The following is a 21,477-nucleotide window of genomic DNA, read 5'->3' on the forward strand; positions in this document are numbered from 1 at the left end:
GAATTGCCTACACTCGTGCTCCTTTCCTTGCCCCGCCGTGGGCGCCAGCTGCCAGGAGCCGCCATGTTCACCGGTATCATCCAGGGCACCGCCGAGGTGGTGGCCATCCAGGAGGCCGAGGCCTTCCGTACCCATGTCGTCGCCCTGCCGCCGGCGCTTCGCCAGGGGCTCGAGATCGGTGCCTCGGTGGCGCACAACGGGGTCTGCCTGACGGTGACCGCCATCGAGGGCGAGCGGGTCAGCTTCGACCTGATGCGCGAGACCCTGCGGGTGACCAACCTGGGTGACCTGGCGGTGGGCGATCGCGTCAACATCGAGCGTGCCGCTCGCTTCGGCGACGAGATCGGCGGGCATGCCATGTCCGGTCACGTCATGGCCGTCGCCGAGCTGGTGGAGCTCGACGAGGCCCCCCACAACCGTCGCCTGTGGTTCGAGCTGCCCCATGCCCTGGGACGCTTTCTGTTCGACAAGGGCTACATCGGCGTCGACGGCGCGAGCCTGACCATCGGCGAGGTGCACCCCGCCACGGCCGGCCACGGCCCGCGCTTCTGCGTCAACCTGATCCCCGAGACCCTGCATCGCACCACCCTCGGCGAGCGTCTTCCCGGCGACCGGGTGAACATCGAGATCGACCCCCAGACCCAGGCCATCGTCGAGACGGTGGAGCGGTTGCTGGAGGCGCGCGGCCTCTGAAGCGTCGGGATGGCGTTGGTGCCGCCGCTGGCGCACGGCGTGGCAAGCTCCTACCGTTGCTGACGTCATCGCCTCGCATCGCCGCGAGGCTTTGGTTACCATGTGCGGCTTTTCTTGCCGCCGGAACGTCCCGTCAACGCGCCCAGGAACCCGCCCCATGAAGAGCCTGATCGACAAGCAGTTCAAGCTGTCCGAGCACGACACCAGCATCAAGACCGAGGTCATCGCCGGGATCACCACCTTCCTGACCATGGCCTACATCATCTTCGTCAACCCCAGCATCCTCTCCGAGGCGGGCATGGACTACGGCGCGGTGTTCGTCGCCACCTGCCTGGCCGCGGCGCTGGGCTGCCTGGTGATGGGGCTGTGGGCCAACTATCCCATCGCCCAGGCGCCGGGCATGGGGCTCAACGCCTTCTTCACCTACGGCGTGGTGCTGGGCATGGGCTACACCTGGGAGGCGGCGCTGGGTGCGGTCTTCTTCTCGGGCCTGACCTTCTTCCTGCTCAGCATCTTCCGGGTGCGCGAGTGGATCATCAACTCGATCCCGCTCTCCCTTCGCTTAGGGATAGCCGCCGGCATCGGGCTCTTCCTGGCGATGATCGCCATGAAGAATGCCGGCATCGTGGTGGCCAACCCCGCCACCTTCGTCTCGGTGGGGGACCTCTCGGAGCCCTCGGCGCTCTATGCCCTGCTGGGCTTCTTCGTGATCACCGCGCTCTCCTACATGCGGGTGACCGGCGCGGTGATGATCGGCATCCTGGGCATCACCGTGCTGGCCATGGTGCTGGGCCATAACGAGTATGGCGGCCTGATGGCCATGCCGCCCTCCATCGCGCCGACGCTGATGGCCCTGGACCTGGCCGGGGCGCTGGACGTCGCCATGCTCAGCGTGATCTTCGCCTTCCTGTTCGTCGACCTCTTCGACACCTCCGGCACCCTGATCGGCGTCGCCCACAAGGGCGGGCTGCTCGATAAGGACGGCAAGCTGCCGCGTATCGGGCGCGCGATGATGGCCGACAGCACCGCCTCCATGGCCGGTGCGGTGCTGGGGACCTCCACCACCACCAGCTACGTGGAGTCCACCGCGGGCATCGCCTCGGGCGGGCGCACCGGTCTCACCGCCGTGGTGGTGGCGGTGCTGTTCCTGATCAGCCTGTTCTTCGCCCCGCTGGCGGGCTCCATCCCGGCCTACGCCACCGCCGGCGCGCTGCTCTACGTGGCGGTGCTGATGGCTGGTAGCCTGGCCCACGCCAACTGGGAGGATCCCACCGATGCCGCACCGGTGCTGATCGCCGCCCTGGCCATGCCGCTGACCTTCTCCATCGCCGAGGGGATCGCGCTGGGCTTCATCAGCTTCGTGGCCATCAAGGCACTCTCCGGGCGCTTCCGTGACCTCAACCCCGCGGTGATCGTGCTGGCCCTGCTGTTCGCCGCCAAGTTCCTGTTCCTCGACTGATCACTCACTACCGAGACCCGCCATGAGCATCTACGGCGACTACATCAAGTCCGTCATCCGCACCGTCCCCGACTGGCCGCAGCCGGGGGTCAACTTCCGCGACATCACCCCGCTGCTGCAGAACAGCGCGGCCTTCCGCAAGCTGGTGGACAGCTTCGTGCACCGTTACCAGGAGATGGACATCGACGCCGTGGCGGCCATCGATGCCCGCGGCTTCATCGTCGGCGCGCCCCTGGCCTACGAGCTGGGCTGCAGCTTCGTGCCGGTGCGCAAGAAGGGCAAGCTGCCGTTCCGTACCATCAGCGAGACCTACACCCTGGAGTACGGCGAGGCCGAGGTGGAGCTCCACTCCGACGCCTTCCAGGCGGGCGACCGTATCCTGATCGTCGATGACCTGATCGCCACCGGCGGCACCATGCTGGCCGCCGCCAAGCTGATCAGCCGCAGCGGTGGCCAGGTGGTGGAGACCGCCACCATCGTCGACCTGCCGGACCTCGGCGGCTCGGCGCGTATCCGCGAGGCCGGCTACGGCGTCTTCGCGGTCTGTTCCTTCACCGAGGACGAGTGAGCCATGAGCAGCAACCGCTACCACCAGCACTTCACCGTCTCCTGGGACCAGCTGCACCGCGACGTGCGCGAGCTCTGCCATCGCCTGGTGGAGCGTGACTTCAAGGGTATCGTGGCCATCACCCGCGGCGGCCTGATTCCCGCGGCCCTGATCGCCCGCGAGCTCAACGTGCGCCTGATCGACACCGTCTGCATCAAGAGCTACGACCACATGGAGCAGGGCGGGCTCGACGTCATGAAGGGCGTCGACCACGACGGCGAGGGCTGGCTGCTGGTCGATGACCTGGTGGATACCGGCAAGACCGCCCGCAAGGTGCGCGAGATGCTGCCCCGGGCGCACTTCGTCACCGTCTATGCCAAGCCCGAGGGCAAGCCGCTGGTGGACCAGTATCTCACCGAGGTTGCCCAGGACTGCTGGATCCAGTTCCCCTGGGACATGGGCGTGGCCTACGTCGAGCCACTGGCCGACCAGGTCCGGCGCTGAGGCGAGGAGGGCAGGCATGGCGGCACCGCTACCCGACAGCTGGCGGCAGTGGCTCGACGAGGAGTTCGAGGCCCCCTACATGCAGGCGCTGCGCGACTTCCTGGCCGCCGAGAAGGCGGCCAGGAAGGTGATCTACCCCCACTCCTCGGAGTGGTTTCGCGCCTTCGAGCTCACCCCCCTGGATAGCGTCAAGGTGGTGATCCTGGGCCAGGACCCCTACCACGGGCCGGGCCAGGCCCACGGGCTTTGCTTCTCGGTGAAGCCCGGGGTACGCATCCCGCCCTCGCTCGTCAACATCTACAAGGAGCTCGCCGACGACGTGGGCTTCCGCCCGGTGGCCCACGGCAACCTCGAGCACTGGGCGCGCCAGGGGGTGCTGCTGCTCAACGCCTCGCTGACCGTGGAGCAGGGCAATGCCGGCTCCCATCGCGGCCGTGGCTGGGAGACCTTCACCGACCGTGCCATCGAGGTGGTCAACGCCCACGCACCGCCTACGGTGTTCCTGCTGTGGGGCAGCCATGCGCGGAAGAAGAAGGCGCTGATCGATGCCTCGCGCCACCTGGTGCTGGAGTCGCCGCACCCCTCGCCGCTCTCCGCCCATCGCGGCTTCTTCGGCAACCACCATTTCTCCCGGGCCAACGCCTTCCTGGTCGAACACGGCCGTGCGCCCATCGACTGGCAGCTGCCCGAGCGACCGGACGCGGGTTCGCCTTAACCTCCACGCGGGATGCGGGTAGAATGGCGCGCAATTTGTCGCCGTGGTCCATCCGACCAAGGTCGATGCACCTTTCCGCCGCCAGCGACTGCCGTCGCACCAGTGAAAGAGGTCCTCCCATGAGCGTCCACGCCATCCAGCACCCCCTGGTCCAGCACAAGCTGGGCCTGATGCGCGAAGCCGGCATCAGCACCAAGAGTTTCCGCGAACTGGCCGGCGAGCTGGCCAAGCTGCTCACCTACGAGGCGACCCAGGACCTGGAGCTGGCGACCCAGGAGATCGATGGCTGGAGCGGCGAGAAGATCCCGGTGCAGCTGCTCAAGGGCAAGAAGGTCACCATCGTGCCCATCCTGCGCGCCGGGCTTGGCATGCTCGACGGCGTCACCGACCTGATCCCCAGCGCCCGCATCAGCGTGGTGGGCCTCTACCGCGACGAGGAGACCCTCGAGCCGGTGCCCTACTTCGCCAAGTTCGCGGGTGACCTCGACGAGCGCATGGCCATCGTGATCGATCCCATGCTGGCCACCGGCGGCACCATGGTGGCCACCCTGGACATGCTGCGCGAGCGTGGTTGCAAGCAGATGAAGGTGATCGTGCTGGTGGCTGCCCCCGAGGGGATCAAGCGCGTCCAGGAGGCCTATCCGGACATCGAGATCTACACCGCCTCGGTGGACGACCACCTCGACGAGAACGGCTATATCGTGCCCGGCCTCGGGGACGCCGGCGACAAGATCTTCGGTACCCGCTGACCTCTCACCCTGCCTGTGCGACGGGGCGTGTTCATCTGTGAACACGCCCCGTCGTCGTTCCTGACCCTGCTCGCGGGATCCCGCGGCGACCCTCTGCGCCAAAAGTTGTAGTCACTCTTTTTTCGCCAGTGTTTCAATTGCTTGCCTTGGAATGGTGGCTCCCCGGCGGCGAAAACCAAATTTTCGTTTATCAACATTCGTGTCAAGGAATCGCGCCTGTTCTATGCTGGCTGGACGTCGTTTTCGTCGCCATGCCACAACAACGAACAACCGAGACACGCCATGTCCCTGAGTCTTGAACATATCGATCTCAGCGTCGGAGGTGAGACGCATATCGCCGACGTCAGCCTGGAATTGGAGCCCGGCTCCTTCAATGTCCTGCTCGGCCGGACCCTGGCCGGTAAGACGACCCTGATGCGCCTCATGGCCGGCCTGGACACACCGACCCGTGGCCGCGTGAAGATGAACGGCGAGGACGTCACCGGGGTCTCGGTACGACGGCGCAACGTCTCCATGGTCTACCAGCAGTTCATCAACTATCCCTCTCTGAGCGTCTACGAGAATATCGCCTCGCCGCTGAGGCTGGCCCGGGTGGCGGCAGCCGAGATCGATCGGCGCGTGCGGCAGACCGCCGAGATGTTGCATATCGAACATCTGCTCGACCGCAAGCCCCTTGAGCTCTCCGGTGGCCAGCAGCAGCGCACCGCCATGGGCCGAGCGCTGGTCAAGGACGCCGACATCGTGCTGTTCGACGAGCCGCTGGTGAACCTCGACTACAAGCTGCGCGAAGGGCTGCGCGAGGAGTTGCGGGCCCTGTTCCGCGAGCGCAACTGCATTGCCGTCTATGCCACCACCGAGCCGGCCGAGGCGTTGGCGCTCGGTGGCCATACTGCCGTCCTCCACGAGGGGCGCCTGCTGCAATACGGCCGCAGCGAGGACGTCTACCATCGCCCGCTCACCCTGCAGACCGCGGAGCTCTTCTCGGAGCCGCCGATCAACGTGCTGCATGGCATCGTCTCCGGCAACGAGGTGACCTTCGATCGCGAGGTGCACTTCCCACTCAATGCCGACCTGAGCCGCCTGCTGCCCGGCGAGTACCGCTTCGGCGTGCGCCCGGCGCACGTCTCGCTCACGCGTCGCGCCGAGGACGATATCGAAATCGTGATGGGCGTCGACATGGCCGAGATCAGCGGCTCCGAGACCTTCCTGCACGTCGCCGACGAGCGCTTTCATCTCACCGTGCACCTGGAGGGGGTACACGAGTTCGAGGTCGGCCAGGCGGTCAGGCTCTTCATCCCCGCCCACAAGGTCTACGCCTTCGACCGCCAGGGCGGCGTGGTGCACATTCCCACCCACCATGCGGGGAGGGGCTGAGATGGCAGAGATCACCCTCAAGGGCCTGGCGCACTCCTACCTTCCGGATCCCAAGGGTCCCGAGGACTACGCCATCCGCGAGATGGACCATGTCTGGCACCAGGGGGGCGCCTATGCGCTGCTCGGTCCCTCGGGCTGCGGCAAGTCAACCCTGCTCAACATCATCTCGGGGCTGCTGGAGCCTTCGGGGGGGGAGGTGCTGTTCGATGGCGAGCGGGTCAACTCACTGCCGCCGGAGGCGCGCAACATCGCCCAGGTGTTCCAGTTCCCGGTGGTCTACGACACCATGACCGTCTTCGACAACCTCGCCTTCCCGCTGCGCAACATCGGCACGCCACCTGCCAGGATCAAGGAGCGGGTGCTCGAGGTGGCAGACGTCCTTGAACTGACCCCCCAGCTCAGGCGCAAGGCCAAGAACCTCACCGCCGACGAGAAGCAGAAGGTCTCCATGGGGCGCGGCCTGGTGCGCGATGATGTCTCGGCGATCCTCTTCGACGAGCCGCTGACCGTCATCGACCCCCAGCTGAAGTGGAAGCTGCGTCGCAAGCTCAAGGAGATCCATCGGCGCTTCAACATCACCATGGTCTATGTGACGCACGACCAGCTCGAGGCCTCCACCTTCGCCGACAGGATCGCGGTGATGTACGAAGGCCAGGTGGTGCAGTTCGGCACCCCCCGCGAGCTCTTCGAGGCTCCCAACCACACCTTCGTCGGCTACTTCATCGGCAGTCCCGGCATGAACTTCCTGCCTGTCGCCCTCGATGGCGACCGGGTGATGTGCGGCGAGACGCCGCTGGAAGTGGGCGAGGCGTTCGTGCGTTCACTCTCCGGGAGGCATTCGACCAACCTCAAGTTGGGGATCCGGCCGGAGTTCGTGGCGGTGCATGCCGAGGAGGTCCCCGATGCCATGCTGGCCGAGGTGCTCGACATCCAGGACCTGGGTACCTACGCCATCCTCTCCCTGCGCCTGGGTGAGCAGAGGCTCAAGGCCCGCGTGGAGGAGGACGAGCCACTCCCGCACAAGAAGGCCTGGCTGCGCTTCCCCTCCGACCGGCTGGGGCTCTATGTCGACGAATATCGGGTGGAGGTGTCTCCATGAACCACAAGGTCTACAACAACCGCGCCTGGTGGCTGATCCTGCCCATGCTGCTGCTGGTCGCCTTCTCGGCCATCATTCCGCTGATGACGGTCGTGAACTACTCCGTCCAGGATGTCTTCGACACCCACACCCGCTTCTTCACCGGGGTGGAATGGTTCGAGGCGACCCTCAACGACCCCGCCCTGCAGATGGCGCTGTTGCGGCAGTTCGCCTTCTCCTTCACGGTGCTGGCGATCGAGGTGCCGCTGGGCATCGGCATCGCACTGCTGATGCCCAAGCGGGGCTGGCAGGCCTCGGCGGTACTGATCCTCGTCACCATGCCACTGCTGATCCCGTGGAACGTGGTGGGCAGCATCTGGCAGATATTCACTCGTGGTGATATCGGCCTGATGGGCTGGGGGCTGCGCGAGCTGGGCTATGGCTACAACATCACTCGTAGCGCCACGGATGCCTGGGGCACCATCATCCTGATGGATGTCTGGCACTGGACGCCGCTCATCGCACTGCTCTGCTACAGCGGCCTGCGCTCCATCCCGGATGCCTACTATCAGGCGGCGCGCATCGATCGCGCCTCCCAATGGGCGGTCTTTCGCTATATCCAGTTGCCCAAGCTGACCAACGTGCTGGTCATCGGCGTGCTGCTGCGCTTCATGCATTCCTTCATGATCTACGCCGAACCCTTCGTGCTGACCGGCGGGGGGCCCGGCAGCTCCACCACCTTCCTCAGCCAGTCCCTCACCACCATGGCGATCGGCCAGCAGGATCTGGGACCCTCCGCGGCGTTCTCGATCATCTACTTCCTGATCATCCTGCTGGTCTGCTGGGTCTTCTACACCGCCATCATGAACCTGCAGAAAGATAAGCAGCAGAAGGGGACCTGACATGAACCGCAGCCTGCCGACCACCCCCGAGGCCGTGCGCGAGCGCGCCGCCCGGACCGACAATCTCCGCCGCCGTCAGGCCCGGTCCGCTTCACGCCAGTGGCGCCGCCGTGGCCTGATGACCGCCTACATCGTTTTCGTCCTGCTGCCGATCTACTGGCTGCTCAACATGTCGCTCCAGTCCAACAGCGAGATCCTCGGCGGCCTGACGCTATGGCCCCAGGACGTCACCCTGGAGCACTACGCCAAGATCGTCACCGAGTCGAGCTGGTACATGGGTTACGTGAACTCGATCGCCTACGTGGTGATGAACATGCTGATCAGCATCAGCGTGGCCCTGCCGGCGGCCTACGCCTTCAGCCGCTACCGCTTCATCGGTGACAAGCACCTTTTCTTCTGGCTGTTGACCAACCTGATGGCCCCGCCCGCGGTGTTCCTGCTGCCCTATTTCCAGCTCTACTACACCGTGGGGCTATTCGACACCCATGTCGCCGTGGCGCTGGCCCACTGCCTGTTCAACATCCCCCTGGCGGTGTGGATCCTCGAGGGCTTCATGAGCAGTGTGCCTAAGGAGATCGACGAGACCGCCTTCATCGACGGCTACAGCTTCCCGCGCTTCTTCGTGAAGATCTTCATCCCCATGATCAGCTCCGGCATCGGCGTGACACTGTTCTTCCTGTTCATGTTCTCCTGGGTGGAGCTGCTGCTGGCCAGTACCCTCACCGCCACCAATGCCCAGCCCATCGGCTCGGTGATGACCCAGACCAAGGGCGCCTCAGGCATCGACTGGGGCGCGCTCTCCGCGGCCGGAGTGCTGACCATCCTGCCCGGCATCGTCGTCGTCTACTTCGTGCGCAATCATATCGCCAAGGGCTTCGCCCTGGGCCGGACCTGAGAGGAGCGTGTCATGGAATGGATGGTATGGACCACGTCCACGGCGATCTTCTTCGCAACCATCGCCGCCCTCCTGCTTGGCATGACTGCCTGGGAGATTGCCTCTCCCACGGTGGAGCGCAAGGGCTTCCTGCCGATCGCCACCACCCGCGGTGACCGTCTGTTCATCGGGCTGGTCTGCGCGGCCTACATCCACCTGGTGGTGGTGGGCTTCACCCCGTTCAACCTCTGGCTGGCGCTGGCCGTCTCGATCCTGTGGCTGGTGATCCTGATGCGCTGGGGCTGACAGAAACGCACGGAGCCGAATGACACAAGGTTCATGGACGAACCCTCACAACCCAAGAGGTCAACATGAAAGCGACAACAATGCGACTCTCTCTGCTGGCGGCCGGCGTCACGCTGGCCAGTGGCGCCCTGCACGCCGACAACCATGATGCCCGTGCCATCGCCGAGCGGCTGGTGGACGAACACTTCCAGAACTCGACCCTTACCCGTGAGGAGCAGATCGAGGAGCTGCTGTGGTTCGCCGAGGCGGCCGAGCCGTTCCGCGACATGGAGATCAACACCGTCGCCGAGGGCCTGACCACCCACATCTACGAGCGCGATGTGCTGGCCGAGGCCTTCAGCGAACTGACCGGGATCGACATCACCCATAACATCATCGGCGAGGGGGATGTCGTCAACAACATGCAGACCCAGATGCAGTCGGGTCGTAACATCTACGACGGCTACGTCAACGATTCCGACGCCATCGGTACCCACATCCGCTACGGCACCACCATCAACCTCTCCGAGGCGATGGCGAACGAGTGGGCCGACTACACCCTGCCGACCCTGGACCTCGATGACTTCATCGGGCTGCAGTACGGCACGGGTCCCGATGGCAGCGTCTACCAGCTCCCCACCCAGCAGTTCGCCAACCTGTACTGGTTCCGCTATGACTGGTTCCAGCGCGAGGACTTCCAGCAGCAGTTCCGCGACATCTACGGCTACGATCTCGGGGTCCCCACCAACTGGACGGCCTACGAGGACATCGCCGAGTTCTTCTCAGAGCACGTCGGCGAGATCGACGGCGAGACGGTCTACGGGCACATGGACTATGGGCGTCGCGACCCCTCGCTGGGCTGGCGCTTCCACGACTCCTGGCTCTCCATGGCCGGCATGGGTAGCCCCGGCGTGCCCTTCGGCAACCCGGTGGACGACTGGGGGATCCGCGTCAACGAGGCAAGCGAGCCGGTGGGCGCCAGCGTCAGCCGCGGCGGCGCCACCAACGCCCCGGCCTCGGTGTTCGCCGTCACCAAGATGGTGGAGTGGCTGGACAAGTATGCACCCCCCGAGGCCCGGGGCATGACCTTCGGGGAGGCGGGACCGGTGCCTGCCCAGGGCAACGTCGCTCAGCAGATCTTCTGGTACACCGCCTTCACTGCCGACATGACCGACCCCTCCCTGCCGGTCACCGATGACGAGGGCAATCCCAAGTGGCGCATGGCGCCGTCGCCCACCGGGCCCTACTGGGAGGAGGGCATGAAGGTCGGCTACCAGGACGTGGGGGCCTGGACCTTCTTCGACTCCACGCCCGAGGATCGTCGCACCGCCGCCTGGCTGTTCGCCCAGTTCACCGTATCCAAGACGGTGTCGCTGGAGAAGCTGATGGCGGGCCTGACGCCGATCCGCGAGTCCGATGTCTTCTCCGAGCAGATGACCGAGATGGCCCCCAAGCTCGGTGGACTGGTGGAGTTCTACCGCAGCCCCAACGAATCCAACTGGACGCCTTCCTCCACCAACGTTCCGGACTATCCACGGATGGCCCCGCTGTGGTGGCAGAACCTGGCGCCGGCGGTCAGCGGCGATATCTCACCGCAGGAAGCGCTGGATAACCTTGCCGGGGATCTCGACAGCATCATGGCACGCCTGGCCCGTGCCGGGGTCTTCGCGGTCTATGCCCCCAACCTCAACGAGGAGCGGGATCCCCAGGAGTGGCTCGACGAGCCGGGCGCGCCCAAGGCCAAGCTCGCCGACGAGCGCCCCCAGGGCGAGACCGTGCCCTATGACGAGATGATGGAGGCGTGGATGGCCGCCGGCACCCGCTGAGTCGCCGGGTGGGCGGTCCGCCGCCCACCCCTCGCGACCCTCACAGGCACTCTTCGCCGAGTCATTCTTCAGTGATGGACGGGCCCCGCACGGTAGGCGCCGTGCGGGGCCCTCTTGCTTCCAGGGGGCATACGATGCAACTCAGAGAGACCCAACTCAGCCGCCTGCCGGCACGCTGCCACGACGTGCTGGTGGTGGGGGGCGGCATCAACGGGGCCGCGGCGGCCGCCGCCCTGAGCGGCCAGGGTGCCAGCGTCGCGCTGATCGACAAGGGCGACTTCGCCGGCAGCACCAGCATGCACTCCTCCAACCTGGTGTGGGGGGGCATCAAGTACATGGAGAGCGGCGACTTCGGCCTGGTGCGCAAGCTCTGTCGCAGTCGCAACCACCTGATCCAGAGCTATCCCTCATCGGTACAGGAGATCCGCTTCCTGACCACGATCCACCGGGGATTTCGCCACCACCCTCTGGTGCCTTGGGCCGGCAGCTGGCTCTACTGGCTGATGGGGAACGCCTTCACCCGGCGTCCGTACTACATGCGCCCGGCGACCCTGAAGGCCCGCGAGCCGATCATCGACACCTCAAGCGCCGTGGGCGGCTTCGAGTACTCCGATGCATACCTCCACGACAACGACGCGCGCTTCGTCTTCAACTTCGTGCGCGGCGCCCTGGACTTCGGCGCCGCGGCGGTCAATTACGTGGAGTATCTCTCCTCTCGTCGCGAGGCGGGCATCTGGGTGACCCGGGCCCGCGATATCGTGACCGACGAGACCTTCGAGATCCGCTCGCGGGTGCTGATCAACGCCGCCGGGCCCTGGGTCGATGACCTCAACCAACGGGCCGAGCAGCGTACCGAGCATCACCATGTCTTCTCCAAGGGGATCCACCTGATCGTGCCTCGGCTCACCGAGCAGCGGCGCGTGCTGGCCTTCTTTGCCGACGATGGCCGCCTGTTCTTCGTCATTCCCATGGGGCCGCGCACCTGCATCGGAACCACCGACACCCGGGTCGAGAGCCCCTCGGTGACGGTCACCGAGGAGGACGTGGCCTTCGTGCTGGACAACATCAACAAGCGCCTCGCCCTGCCGCGCCCCCTGGGTAAGCAGGACATCATCGCCACCCGCTGTGGGGTGCGGCCGCTGGCGATCAAGCCGGCCGGGGAGGGCGAGCGGGACTTCCTCAACCTGTCGCGCAAGCACGCCATCGACCTAGACCGTGAGCGGTCCCACCTCAGCATCTTCGGCGGCAAGCTGACCGACTGTCTCAACGTCGGCGAGGAGGTGGTGGAGGCGGTCAGGGGACTCGGCATCGAGTTGCCCGACGCGGGCCGCCGATGGTATGGCGAGCCCGACGCGACGGTGCGCGACGCCTTCCTGCGGGAGGCGGGCGAGATGGGCCTCGACGCCCGCACCGCGGCCCACGCCTCGGAGCCGATAAGTCACCGGCTGTGGCGGCGCTATGGTGATCAGGCCTTCGACCTGCTGGCGACGATCCGCCGAGACCCCCACCAGGCCGAGGTGCTCATCGAGGGCACCGAGTACCTGAGAGTGGAGCTTACCCAGGCCCGGGAGCGCGAGATGGTCACTCGCCTGGAGGACCTGCTGCGGCGGCGCTCCAAGATCTCGCTGGTGGTCTCCGAGGCCTCCATTGCCCGCTCCGCGGGACTGGCGGAGGCCTGCGAGGCGCTGTTCGGCGACGCCGCCCGCGAGCGCCTCGACGAGTACCTCGAGACGCTCGCGGCCGGCCCGGCATGAGACGAGGGTGGAAGGGGGAGCGCTGGACCTTCGTGTCGGCCGGTAGGGCTGCTAGAATGCCGCGCGATCGCCTTCCCCCAGCCTTTCGCTATTGGAGCCCGCCATGACCGATACCGCGGCCGCACGGCCCGCCGACTCCCTCCCGCGCACGCTGCTCACCGGCGTGCAGATGCTGTTCGTGGCCTTCGGCGCCCTGGTGCTGGTGCCGCTGCTCACCGGGCTCGACCCCAGCGTGGCGCTGTTCACCGCCGGCGTCGGTACCCTGGTGTTCCACGGCGTGACCCGGGTCAGCGTGCCGGTGTTCCTGGCCTCGTCCTTCGCCTTCATCGCGCCGATCCAGGGCTCCATCGCCAGCTTCGGGGTCTCGGCCACCCTGGGCGGGCTGATGGCAGCCGGCCTGGTCTATGTGGCGATCTCCCAGGCGGTGCGCCTCAAGGGCACCGGCTGGCTGCATCGCCTGCTGCCGCCGGTGGTGGTGGGTCCGGTGATCATGGTGATCGGCCTGGCGCTCGCGCCCGTCGCGGTGGACATGGCCACCGGCGAGACCAGCGACCATATCGGCTATGGTCAGGCGCTGGTGCTCTCCATGGTCAGCCTGCTGGTGACCCTGGTGCTGGCGGTGTTCGGCCGCGGCATCGTGCGTCTGGTGCCGATCATGGGGGGGATCCTCACCGGCTACCTGCTGGCGCTGGTCATGGGCCTGGTGGACTTCACGCCGGTGCGCGAGGCGAGCTGGCTGGCGCTGCCCGCCTTCACCGCGCCGAGTTTCCACTGGGCGGCGATCCTGTTCATGATCCCGGTGGCGATCGCCCCGGCGGTGGAGCATATCGGCGACATGATCGCCATCGGTTCGGTGACCCGCAGGAACTACCTGGAGAAGCCGGGCCTGCATCGCACCCTGCTGGGCGACGGCCTGGCCACCACCGCGGCGGCGCTGTTCGGCGGCCCGCCCAACACCACCTACTCCGAGGTGACCGGGGCGGTGACCCTGACCCGCGCCTTCGACCCGCGCATCATGCTGGTGGCGGCCTGTACCGCCATCGCCCTGGCCTTCGTGGCCAAGCTGGGGGCGCTGCTGCAGACCATCCCCGGGCCGGTGATGGGAGGCATCATGACCCTGCTGTTCGGCTCCATCGCCGTGGTGGGCATGAACACCCTGGTGCGCGCCGGTCACTCGCTGACCGCGCCGCGCAACCTGGTGGTGATATCGCTGATCCTGGTGTTCGGCATCGGCGGCATGCAGGTGGGCGGCGGCCAGTTCACCCTGCAGGGGGTGAGCCTGGCCGCCCTGGTGGGCATCGTGCTCAACTGGGTGCTGCCGGGCGCCGAGGAGGACGAGTAGGTCAGTCCCGGTAACGGCGTGTCAGGTCACCGTAGGCGTCGACGCGGCGGTCTCGCAGGTAGGGCCAGATACGCCGCACGTCCTCGCCGCGGCCCATGTCCAGGGTCACCAGCAGGCGCTCGGCCTGGGTGCCGGCGTGGGCCAGCAGCTCGCCCTGGGGCCCGGCGATGAAGCTGCCGCCCCAGAAGTCGACGCCGCGGCCGACGCCGGAGTGGTCCGGCTCGTGGTCGACGCGGTTGGCCACCACCACCGGCACGCCGTTGGCCACCGCGTGGCTGCGCTGGATCAGGGTCCAGGCGTCCTTCTGGCGCGCCTTCTCGTCATCGTCGTCGGCAGGGTCCCAGCCGATGGCGGTGGGGTAGAGCAGAAGTTCCGCCCCGGCCAGGGCCATCAGCCGTGCCGCCTCCGGGTACCACTGGTCCCAGCACACCAGCACCCCGAGCCGCCCCACCGAGGTATCGATGGGGGCGAAGCCCTGGCCGGCGCCATCGGCGTCGCCGGGGGTGAAGTAGAACTTCTCGTAGAAGCCCGGATCATCGGGGATATGCATCTTGCGGTAGTGGCCGACGGCGCCCAGCTTGCGGTCATAGACCACCGCGGTGTTGTGGTAGAGGCCGGCCGCTCGGCGCTCGAACAGCGAGCCCACCAGCACGATGTCGAGCTCGGCGGCCAGCGCTGCGAGGCGGCTGCCGGTGGGGCCGTCCAGGGGCTCGGCCAGGTCGAAGAGTTCGGTGTCCTCGTACTGGCAGAAGTAGTGGGTGGCGTGCAGCTCCTGGAGCATGACCAGCTCGGCGCCGGCGGCGGCCAGCTCGCGGATGCCGGCCTCGCTCTCGGCGAGGCTTCTGGCCTTGTCGGGCCAGCCGGGCTGCTGGACCAGGCCGACCTTCAGATGGCGGGGCATGAGGGCGTCTCCTTCGATTCAGTTCTTGGCCTGGGCGAGGCTGCCACTGGGCAGCTGCATGGTCAGGCAGTGCAGGCTGCCGTGCTGTCGGATCACGCTGCGACAGTCGATGGGCACGATATCGCGGCCCGGGAAGGCCTCGGCCAGGGCCGCGAGGGCCCGGGCGTCGGCGGCGTCGGCGTAGGTGGGCACCAGCACGGCGCCGTTGAGGATCAGGAAGTTGGCGTAGGTGGCCGGCAGCCGGTGGCCATCCTCCGGGTCGTGGCAGGGCGCGGGCCAGGGCAGGGGGATCAGCCGGTAGGGCTGGCCGTCGGCACGGCGCAGCGCCCTGAGCTCCGCCTCCATGGCGGCAAGCGCCGGGTAGTGGGGGTCCCGGGCGTCGTCGCAGCGTACGTAGGCGATGGTGCCAGGGTCGCAGAAGCGCGCCAGGGTATCCACGTGGCTGTCGGTGTCGTCCCCCTCGAGATGGCCGTTGGCCAGCCACAGCACCCGGGTCACGCCGAAGTCCTGGTGGAGCCACTCCTCCACGGCGCGGCGGTCGAGGCCGGGGTTGCGGTTGGGGTTGAGCAGGCACGCCTCGGTGGTCAGCAGGGTGCCCTCGCCGTCGCTCTCGATGGCGCCCCCCTCCAGTACCAGGCCGCGCTCGCTCACCGGGCAGGCGAACAGGCCCGCCTCGGCCAGGCGCCGGGTCAGGGTGTTGTCCCGGGCGGCGGGGAACTTGCCGCCCCAGCCGGTGAAGACGTAGTCGTGCAGCGTCAGCGCGCCGTCGCGCTCCACCGCCAGCGGGCCGTGGTCCCGCGCCCAGGTGTCGTCGGACGCGGCGACCACCAGCGTCAGCCGCTCATCCGCAACCCCCAGGCGCGCGAAGCGCTCTGTCAGATGGGTGCGGGTGAGGGTGTCGGGCACGCTGATCACCACCCCCTGGTAGCGGGTGATGGCCACCACCATCGCCTCCAGGGTCGCCTCGATGCGCTCGAGCAGCGCCGCCCAGTCGCTATCGGGACTCGGCCAGGTCAGTTGTACGGCATCCTGGGGGTGCCATTCGGGAAGCAGTCGGGTGGCCATCGGCGTGCGGTCCGGGTGAGGGGGTGTGGGCGCGAATGTAGGCGGCTCGGCGCCGCTATGCAATAGCGCTCGCCCGGTCGGTCGCGACTGGCCATCGCCCCGGGCGGTGGTATCCTGAAGCCATTCCCGCCCTGCCACGGTCGCCAAGGAGCCCCATGCGCGCCATCCTGCTGCTTTCTCTCGTCACCGGACTCGCGCTGGCGCTCGGTGGCTGTCAGAGCCTTTCCGACCGCGAGAGTGTGGCGGCCACGTCCAGCGACTGGCTGGCGCGCACGGGGGAGGCGATCAGCGCCCAGGGCGAGCGCCTGGGCGAGCTGTTCTCGGGACGCGATGGCGACGGCGAGGCCCAGGCCGCCGCCCGTGCCGAGGAGCGTCGGGCGCTCTTCGACCAACCCTGGATCGACCCGCTGACCCGCTACCTGGAGACGCACGGCAACGATCCTGACTACGCCGACGTGCTGCCCGAGATCGCCCGGGAGCGGGAGCGGCGTTGTGCCGCCATCGGTGCGGAGTACGCGCAGCGGGAGGCCACCCGGGAGACCCTGGCGCGCCTGCGGCGCGGCTACCTCTACTCCTGCCCCGGCGAGGTCAACGACTTCCATGCCCGGGTGCGGGAGCGCGAGGCGCAGCGTGCCACCCGGCGTTCCGCCGCTGTCGCGGCACAGGAGCCGCCCGGGGCGCCAGCCGAGGCGGCACCGGAGCAACCGGATGCCGACCTCGAGGAGGCGCTGGATCGCCGCCAGGCCAACGACTGCTATGTCTTCTTCACCATCCGTAACTTCCGGCAGGCCCGCGAGGCGTGCCTGGCGCCGGCCAAGCGGGGCGACCCCCGTGCCCAGCGCCACCTGGGCAGCCTGGCCGAGCTGGACGGCGACCGGGAGGCGGCGCTGCGCTGGTACCGGAAGGCCGTGGCCGGCGGCGATGCCCAGGCCGGGGAGCGCTTAGAGGCCCTCGACACCGCCTCCGGCGAGGAAGCCACCGGGGCCGATCGGTGAGGCGCCAGCGCCCGGTGCTGGGGCGCCGTCCGCTGATCATGCTGCTGCTGGCGCTATTGGTGGTGCTGTTCCTCGGCGGCATGTGGCTGCTCTCGACCCTCAACCTGCGCCAGGCGGAGGAGACGCTGGCCTCGCTGCGCCAGCGCCAGATCGTCGATACCTTCCATGCCAATATCGACCGCATCGACGCCCACCATCGACGCATGGAGCAGAACAGCCGCGACCTGGCCCGGGCCGGGCGGTTGCTCACCGAGATGGGGGCCGGCGAGGCGGCCCTGGCCGAGACCTTGACCCAGGCCCTCGAGGAGTTTCCCGATGCCCGCGGGGCCACCCTGTGGCTCACCGCGCTCGACCCGCCGCGGGCGCTGTATGCCCGCCGTTCGGAGGCGGGCGTGACGGCCACCCCCCTGGACACCGACTGGCAGGAGGCGGGCTGGTTCCAGCGCCGTCTCGCCGCCTGGCGAGAGGGGGAGGGGCAGCCCTACTGGTCCACCACCTACTTCAAGGCGGCGGTGGACGACGCGGTGATCAGCGTCGCGGCCCCGGTGCTCGACGACGACGGCCGGCTGCTGGGCATGGCGGCCAGCGACTGGGTCGCCGAGGACATCATCGGCCTGATGGCCGGCGTTGAGGTGACCCCGAGCACCTTCGCCTTCCTGGTGGACCGCGAGAACCGCAACCTCTCGAGCCTGGCCCGTGCCGAGGACCTCGCCGACGCCGGCCGGCGCATCGATGCGGTCTCGGCGCTGGGCCTGCATCGCGAGATCGTCGCCCTGGCGGCCGAGGAGGGGCCGGTGCGGCGCCCGCTGACGCTTGAGGGGGAGGCGTGGACGCTCTATCTCGGCGCGACCCGTGCCGGCATGGCCTTCGGCATCGCCGTGCCCCAGGCCGAGGTCGATGCCGTGCTGGCGCCCATGCGTCGGGTCAACCGGCGGCTGTTGATCGGCATCGGGCTGGCGATGGCGCTGCTGGCCGGGGTCACCCTCTTCCTGGTGGCGGGCCTGCTGCGCCAGCTGCGCACCCTCTACACAGACCCGCTCACCCGGCTGCCCAACCGGGCGCGGCTGCTGGCCGACCTCGAGGCAGGGCGTGCAGGCACCCTGGTGCTGGTCAACGTCGACGGCTTCAAGCAGTTCAACGACCTCTTCGGCCATCGCTGTGGCGACCGGGTGATCCAGCACGTGGCGGAGCGCCTGGAGGAGGCCCTGGCGGCGGCGCCCTGGCGGGGCAGTCGGCTCTATCGCATGCCCGGCGACGAGCACGCCCTGTGGCTGCCCGGCGCACCGAGCGACGAGGCGCTGCGCGAACGGGTCGAGGCGTTGTCCCAGGCGCTGCATGGCCTGCGCCTGGCGTGGCGCGGCCAGGAGTTGCCCCTGCAGCTGACCCTGGGGGTGGCGTCGAGCTGGCAGCTCGACCGCCAGGGCGACCGTGAGGAGAGCCTGCACTCCTCGGCCAATATCGCCCTGAAGCAGGCGCGCGCCGAGCGGCGCTCCTTCGCCTTCTACGACCCGGCGACCCGGGTGCGTCGCGACTATGAGCGCAACCTGGCGTGGGCCAACCGCCTGGGCCAGGCGCTGGACGAGGGGCGCGTGGTGGCCTACTTCCAGCCGATCCTGGATCTCGGCAGTGGCCGCGTGGGCAAGTTCGAGTGCCTGGTGCGCATGCTCGACGAGGCGGGGGAGCCGGTCAGCCCCGGCGCCTTCCTGGAGGTGGCCCGGCGCAGCCGCCTCTATCGCCGCCTGACCCTGACCATGGTCGAGCGCTGCCTGGCGGCGCTGGCCGAGACGCCCCATGACGTCTCCCTCAACCTCTCAAGCGAGGACATCCTCGACCCGGAGATCAGCGAGGCGCTGCTGGCGAGGGTCGCCGAGCAGGGCGTCGGCGAGCGTCTGATCTTCGAGATCCTCGAGTCCGAGGGGATCGACAACTACGCCGCGGTCAGCGACTTCATCGCCCGCGCCAAGGCGCTGGGGGTGCGCATCGCCATCGACGATTTCGGCAGCGGCTACTCCAACTTCGAGCACCTGCTGCGCCTCGATGTCGACCTGCTCAAGATCGACGGCAGCCTGGTGCGCCAGCTCGACGGCAGCGGCGACGCCGAGAGCCTGATCCGCGGCATCGTGGGCTTCGCCCGGGAGCTGGGGATCGCCACGGTGGCGGAGTTCGTGCACAGCGAGGCGGTACTGGCCCGGGTCCGGGCCCTCGGCGTGGACCATGCCCAGGGTGCCTGCATCGGCATGCCCGGTCCCGAGCCGCGCTGGACGGGCCTGCCCGACTGAGCCTCCGTGCAAATCCCGGGGAGGCGGCGGTGCCCCCGGTGCAGCGTCCCGGCAAAAGCCTTACCATGGGCGCCCGTCACCGGGCTACAGGGCTCTCGCCGCGACAAGGACCGCCAACATGCTGGACAGACTTCCTTTCCTGATCGGGTTGCGCTACGTGCGCGCCAAGCGCCGCAACCACTTCATCTCCTTCATCTCGCTGACCTCCATGCTGGGGCTGATGCTGGGCGTGGCCGTGCTGATCCTGGTGCTCTCGGTGATGAACGGCTTCGACCACGAGCTGCGCACCCGCATCCTGGGCATGGTGCCCCATGCCAAGATCGAGTCACGCACCGGCATGGTGGAGTGGGAGTCCCTGGCCGAGCGGCTGATGCAGCGCGAGCGGGTGATCGGCGCGGCCCCCTATGTGGAGCAGCAGGGCATGTTCTCGGTGGGGGGCAACAACCAGGGTGCCATGGTCAACGGCATCCACCCCGACTGGGAGGACCGCGTCTCGATCATCGGCGAGCACATGCGCGAGGGGAGCCTTGCCGACCTCGCGCCCGGCGAGTGGAACATCGTGCTGGGGTCGATCCTGGCCCGTCGCCTGGGCGTGGGGGTGGGCGACCGGGTCACCCTGCTGGTACCCGAGGCCTCCATCACCCCGGCCGGGGTCTTCCCGCGGCTCAAGCGTTTCACCGTCAGCGGCATCTTTAGCGTCGGCGCCGAGCTCGACGCCGGGCTGGCCTATGCCCATATCGAGGACATGCAGACCCTGGCGCGCCTCGGTAACGCCGTGGGCGGCCTGCGCCTGGAGCTCGATGACCTCTTCGCGGCGAGCGCCGTGACCCGCGCGATCGTCAACGACCTGGGGGTCGGCTACCGCGGCTACGACTGGACCTACTCCCACGGCAACCTCTTCCAGGCGATCCAGATGGAGAAGCGCATGATCGCGCTGCTGCTCACCGTGATCATCGCCGTGGCAGCCTTCAACATCGTCTCCACCCTGGTGATGGTGGTCACCGACAAGCATGCCGACATCGCCATCCTGCGCACCATCGGCGCCACGCCGCGCTCGATCATGGGCATCTTCGTGGTGCAGGGACTCGCCATCGGGGTGATCGGCATCCTGGTGGGGGTGGGGCTCGGGGTGCTGCTGGCGCTGACCATCGCCGACCTGATCGGCTGGGTCGAGTCCGCGTTCGGTATCCAGTTCCTCGACGCCGGGGTCTATTTCATCAGCGACCTGCCGTCACGGCTGCACTGGGAGGACGTGGGCAACATCGTCGCCGCGGCGCTGGGCCTGACCTTCCTCTCCACCCTCTACCCCGCCTGGCGCGCCGCGCGGGTCCAGCCGGCGGAGGTGCTGCGCTATGAGTGAGGCCCGCCGCGAATCCGCCCCCCACCAGGAGACGCCCATGGAACGCGCCGCCGGCCAGACCATGCTCGAGTGCCACGACCTGACCCGCACCTACCGCGAGGGGCCCCAGGACATCACCGTGCTGGATGGCCTGGCGCTGTCCGTGGCCGCCGGCGAGCGGGTGGCCATCGTCGGCAGCTCCGGCTCCGGCAAGACCACGCTGCTCAACCTGCTCGGCGGCCTCGACCGCCCCAGCCGCGGCGAGGTGCGCATCGCCGGCGAGCCGCTCTCGGCGCTGGGGGAGGCCGCCCTGGGACGCTTCCGCAATCGCCATATCGGCTTCGTCTACCAGTTCCACCACCTGCTCGCCGAGTTCACCGCGGTGGAGAATGCCGCCCTGCCGCTGATCGTGCGCGGGCTGGGCAAGAAGGCGGCGGAGGCACGCGCCATGGCGCTGCTGGAGAAGGTGGGCATGGCCCCCCGCGCCGATCACAAGCCGGGCGAGCTGTCGGGAGGGGAGCGCCAGCGGGTGGCCATCGCCCGCGCCCTGGTCACCGACCCAAGCCTGGTGCTGATGGACGAGCCTACCGGGAACCTCGACCAGCACACCGCCGCGGGGATCCTTTCGCTGATGGACGAGCTGGCGCGCACCACCGCCTGCGCCTTCGTCATCGTCACCCACGACCCGGCGCTCGCCGCCCACCAGGATCGCGTCATGCGTCTCGACGAGGGTCGACTGACCGAGCAGCCACGCGAGGGCGCCTGACGTCCTCGGACGCATCCTTGCCCTTGGCAA

At 68.1% G+C, this 21,477-nt stretch carries 20 protein-coding genes; 18 read left to right on the forward strand and 2 right to left on the reverse strand.

Features of this window, described 5'->3' with window-relative positions:
• Window positions 1-63: 63 nt before the first annotated feature.
• The 14 genes from BLP95_RS14205 (at window position 64) to BLP95_RS14270 (ending at window position 14,102) form a co-directional block, all read left to right on the forward strand.
• Window positions 64-693 carry a riboflavin synthase subunit alpha gene (locus BLP95_RS14205; RefSeq protein WP_089680498.1) on the forward strand — a complete coding sequence of 210 codons (630 nt, stop codon included), beginning with the start codon at window positions 64-66 and terminating at the stop codon, window positions 691-693.
• Between the two features lie 157 nt (window positions 694-850).
• A complete protein-coding gene (locus BLP95_RS14210) occupies window positions 851-2,152 on the forward strand; it encodes an NCS2 family permease (protein WP_089680500.1) in 1,302 nt (433 codons plus the stop codon).
• A 22-nt stretch (window positions 2,153-2,174) separates the two neighbouring features.
• Window positions 2,175-2,720 carry an adenine phosphoribosyltransferase gene (locus tag BLP95_RS14215; RefSeq protein ID WP_023005384.1) on the forward strand — a complete coding sequence of 182 codons (546 nt, stop codon included), beginning with the start codon at window positions 2,175-2,177 and terminating at the stop codon, window positions 2,718-2,720.
• A gap of 3 nt (window positions 2,721-2,723) precedes the next feature.
• Complete coding sequence (gene gpt, locus BLP95_RS14220; protein WP_089680502.1) at window positions 2,724-3,203, forward strand: xanthine phosphoribosyltransferase; 480 nt, start codon at window positions 2,724-2,726, stop codon at window positions 3,201-3,203.
• A 16-nt stretch (window positions 3,204-3,219) separates the two neighbouring features.
• Window positions 3,220-3,918: a uracil-DNA glycosylase gene (gene ung / locus BLP95_RS14225; RefSeq protein WP_089680503.1), complete on the forward strand. Its 699-nt coding sequence runs from the start codon at window positions 3,220-3,222 to the stop codon at window positions 3,916-3,918.
• Window positions 3,919-4,037: 119 nt separating this feature from the next.
• The gene (gene upp / locus BLP95_RS14230; RefSeq protein WP_023005387.1) at window positions 4,038-4,667 is read left to right on the forward strand and encodes a uracil phosphoribosyltransferase; all 630 of its coding nucleotides are present in this window, start codon (window positions 4,038-4,040) and stop codon (window positions 4,665-4,667) included.
• A gap of 282 nt (window positions 4,668-4,949) precedes the next feature.
• Window positions 4,950-6,041 (forward strand): ABC transporter ATP-binding protein, encoded by a 1,092-nt coding sequence (locus BLP95_RS14235; RefSeq protein ID WP_089680505.1) that lies wholly within the window; start codon window positions 4,950-4,952, stop codon window positions 6,039-6,041.
• Between the two features lies 1 nt (window position 6,042).
• Window positions 6,043-7,140, forward strand: coding sequence for an ABC transporter ATP-binding protein (locus tag BLP95_RS14240; protein WP_089680507.1), 1,098 nt, complete (start codon window positions 6,043-6,045; stop codon window positions 7,138-7,140).
• Window positions 7,137-8,021: a carbohydrate ABC transporter permease gene (locus BLP95_RS14245; protein ID WP_023005390.1), complete on the forward strand. Its 885-nt coding sequence runs from the start codon at window positions 7,137-7,139 to the stop codon at window positions 8,019-8,021. Before BLP95_RS14240 ends, BLP95_RS14245 begins: the two co-directional genes overlap by 4 nt.
• A gap of 118 nt (window positions 8,022-8,139) precedes the next feature.
• On the forward strand, window positions 8,140-8,916 hold the full coding sequence (locus BLP95_RS14250; protein WP_031217885.1) for a carbohydrate ABC transporter permease: 777 nt from the start codon (window positions 8,140-8,142) through the stop codon (window positions 8,914-8,916).
• A 12-nt stretch (window positions 8,917-8,928) separates the two neighbouring features.
• Window positions 8,929-9,201, forward strand: a complete 273-nt coding sequence (locus BLP95_RS14255; RefSeq protein ID WP_089680509.1) for a DUF2160 domain-containing protein — start codon at window positions 8,929-8,931, stop codon at window positions 9,199-9,201.
• Window positions 9,202-9,266: 65 nt separating this feature from the next.
• Window positions 9,267-11,006 (forward strand): ABC transporter substrate-binding protein, encoded by a 1,740-nt coding sequence (locus BLP95_RS14260; RefSeq protein ID WP_089680511.1) that lies wholly within the window; start codon window positions 9,267-9,269, stop codon window positions 11,004-11,006.
• 134 nt (window positions 11,007-11,140) lie between these two features.
• On the forward strand, window positions 11,141-12,760 hold the full coding sequence (locus tag BLP95_RS14265; RefSeq protein ID WP_089680513.1) for a glycerol-3-phosphate dehydrogenase/oxidase: 1,620 nt from the start codon (window positions 11,141-11,143) through the stop codon (window positions 12,758-12,760).
• 103 nt (window positions 12,761-12,863) lie between these two features.
• The gene (locus BLP95_RS14270; protein ID WP_089680515.1) at window positions 12,864-14,102 is read left to right on the forward strand and encodes a uracil-xanthine permease family protein; all 1,239 of its coding nucleotides are present in this window, start codon (window positions 12,864-12,866) and stop codon (window positions 14,100-14,102) included.
• Window position 14,103: 1 nt separating this feature from the next.
• On the opposite strand, the gene BLP95_RS14275 is transcribed toward BLP95_RS14270, so the two are convergent.
• On the reverse strand, window positions 14,104-15,003 hold the full coding sequence (locus BLP95_RS14275; protein WP_089680517.1) for a carbon-nitrogen hydrolase: 900 nt from the start codon (window positions 15,001-15,003) through the stop codon (window positions 14,104-14,106).
• An 18-nt stretch (window positions 15,004-15,021) separates the two neighbouring features.
• On the reverse strand, window positions 15,022-16,068 hold the full coding sequence (locus BLP95_RS14280; protein ID WP_089680519.1) for an agmatine deiminase family protein: 1,047 nt from the start codon (window positions 16,066-16,068) through the stop codon (window positions 15,022-15,024).
• 155 nt (window positions 16,069-16,223) lie between these two features.
• Between BLP95_RS14280 and BLP95_RS14285 the strand changes: the two genes are divergently transcribed.
• The 4 genes from BLP95_RS14285 (at window position 16,224) to BLP95_RS14300 (ending at window position 21,447) form a co-directional block, all read left to right on the forward strand.
• Entirely contained in the window at window positions 16,224-17,063 is an 840-nt protein-coding gene (locus BLP95_RS14285) for an SEL1-like repeat protein (protein ID WP_089680520.1), read from the forward strand.
• Complete coding sequence (locus BLP95_RS14290; RefSeq protein WP_089680523.1) at window positions 17,060-19,342, forward strand: EAL domain-containing protein; 2,283 nt, start codon at window positions 17,060-17,062, stop codon at window positions 19,340-19,342. The genes BLP95_RS14285 and BLP95_RS14290 overlap by 4 nt, the downstream gene beginning before the upstream one ends.
• A 118-nt stretch (window positions 19,343-19,460) precedes the next feature.
• Window positions 19,461-20,702: a lipoprotein-releasing ABC transporter permease subunit gene (locus BLP95_RS14295; protein ID WP_089680526.1), complete on the forward strand. Its 1,242-nt coding sequence runs from the start codon at window positions 19,461-19,463 to the stop codon at window positions 20,700-20,702.
• 37 nt (window positions 20,703-20,739) lie between these two features.
• Window positions 20,740-21,447, forward strand: coding sequence for an ABC transporter ATP-binding protein (locus BLP95_RS14300; RefSeq protein ID WP_089680528.1), 708 nt, complete (start codon window positions 20,740-20,742; stop codon window positions 21,445-21,447).
• Window positions 21,448-21,477 lie beyond the last annotated feature (30 nt).

This window comes from Halomonas shengliensis (genome assembly GCF_900104135.1).
GTDB lineage: Bacteria > Pseudomonadota > Gammaproteobacteria > Pseudomonadales > Halomonadaceae > Halomonas > Halomonas shengliensis.

Excerpts from the sequence above, each read along its gene's own strand:
- BLP95_RS14205 (WP_089680498.1), top strand. The coding sequence starts at position 64 with ATGTTCACCGGTATCATCCAGGGCACCGCCGAGGTGGTGGCCATCCAG.
- BLP95_RS14210 (WP_089680500.1), top strand. The coding sequence starts at position 851 with ATGAAGAGCCTGATCGACAAGCAGTTCAAGCTGTCCGAGCACGACACC.
- BLP95_RS14215 (WP_023005384.1), top strand. The coding sequence starts at position 2,175 with ATGAGCATCTACGGCGACTACATCAAGTCCGTCATCCGCACCGTCCCC.
- gpt (WP_089680502.1), top strand. The coding sequence starts at position 2,724 with ATGAGCAGCAACCGCTACCACCAGCACTTCACCGTCTCCTGGGACCAG.
- ung (WP_089680503.1), top strand. The coding sequence starts at position 3,220 with ATGGCGGCACCGCTACCCGACAGCTGGCGGCAGTGGCTCGACGAGGAG.
- upp (WP_023005387.1), top strand. The coding sequence starts at position 4,038 with ATGAGCGTCCACGCCATCCAGCACCCCCTGGTCCAGCACAAGCTGGGC.
- BLP95_RS14235 (WP_089680505.1), top strand. The coding sequence starts at position 4,950 with ATGTCCCTGAGTCTTGAACATATCGATCTCAGCGTCGGAGGTGAGACG.
- BLP95_RS14240 (WP_089680507.1), top strand. The coding sequence starts at position 6,043 with ATGGCAGAGATCACCCTCAAGGGCCTGGCGCACTCCTACCTTCCGGAT.
- BLP95_RS14245 (WP_023005390.1), top strand. The coding sequence starts at position 7,137 with ATGAACCACAAGGTCTACAACAACCGCGCCTGGTGGCTGATCCTGCCC.
- BLP95_RS14250 (WP_031217885.1), top strand. The coding sequence starts at position 8,140 with ATGACCGCCTACATCGTTTTCGTCCTGCTGCCGATCTACTGGCTGCTC.
- BLP95_RS14255 (WP_089680509.1), top strand. The coding sequence starts at position 8,929 with ATGGAATGGATGGTATGGACCACGTCCACGGCGATCTTCTTCGCAACC.
- BLP95_RS14260 (WP_089680511.1), top strand. The coding sequence starts at position 9,267 with ATGAAAGCGACAACAATGCGACTCTCTCTGCTGGCGGCCGGCGTCACG.
- BLP95_RS14265 (WP_089680513.1), top strand. The coding sequence starts at position 11,141 with ATGCAACTCAGAGAGACCCAACTCAGCCGCCTGCCGGCACGCTGCCAC.
- BLP95_RS14270 (WP_089680515.1), top strand. The coding sequence starts at position 12,864 with ATGACCGATACCGCGGCCGCACGGCCCGCCGACTCCCTCCCGCGCACG.
- BLP95_RS14275 (WP_089680517.1), bottom strand. The coding sequence starts at position 15,003 with ATGCCCCGCCATCTGAAGGTCGGCCTGGTCCAGCAGCCCGGCTGGCCC.
- BLP95_RS14280 (WP_089680519.1), bottom strand. The coding sequence starts at position 16,068 with ATGGCCACCCGACTGCTTCCCGAATGGCACCCCCAGGATGCCGTACAA.
- BLP95_RS14285 (WP_089680520.1), top strand. The coding sequence starts at position 16,224 with ATGCGCGCCATCCTGCTGCTTTCTCTCGTCACCGGACTCGCGCTGGCG.
- BLP95_RS14295 (WP_089680526.1), top strand. The coding sequence starts at position 19,461 with ATGCTGGACAGACTTCCTTTCCTGATCGGGTTGCGCTACGTGCGCGCC.
- BLP95_RS14300 (WP_089680528.1), top strand. The coding sequence starts at position 20,740 with ATGGAACGCGCCGCCGGCCAGACCATGCTCGAGTGCCACGACCTGACC.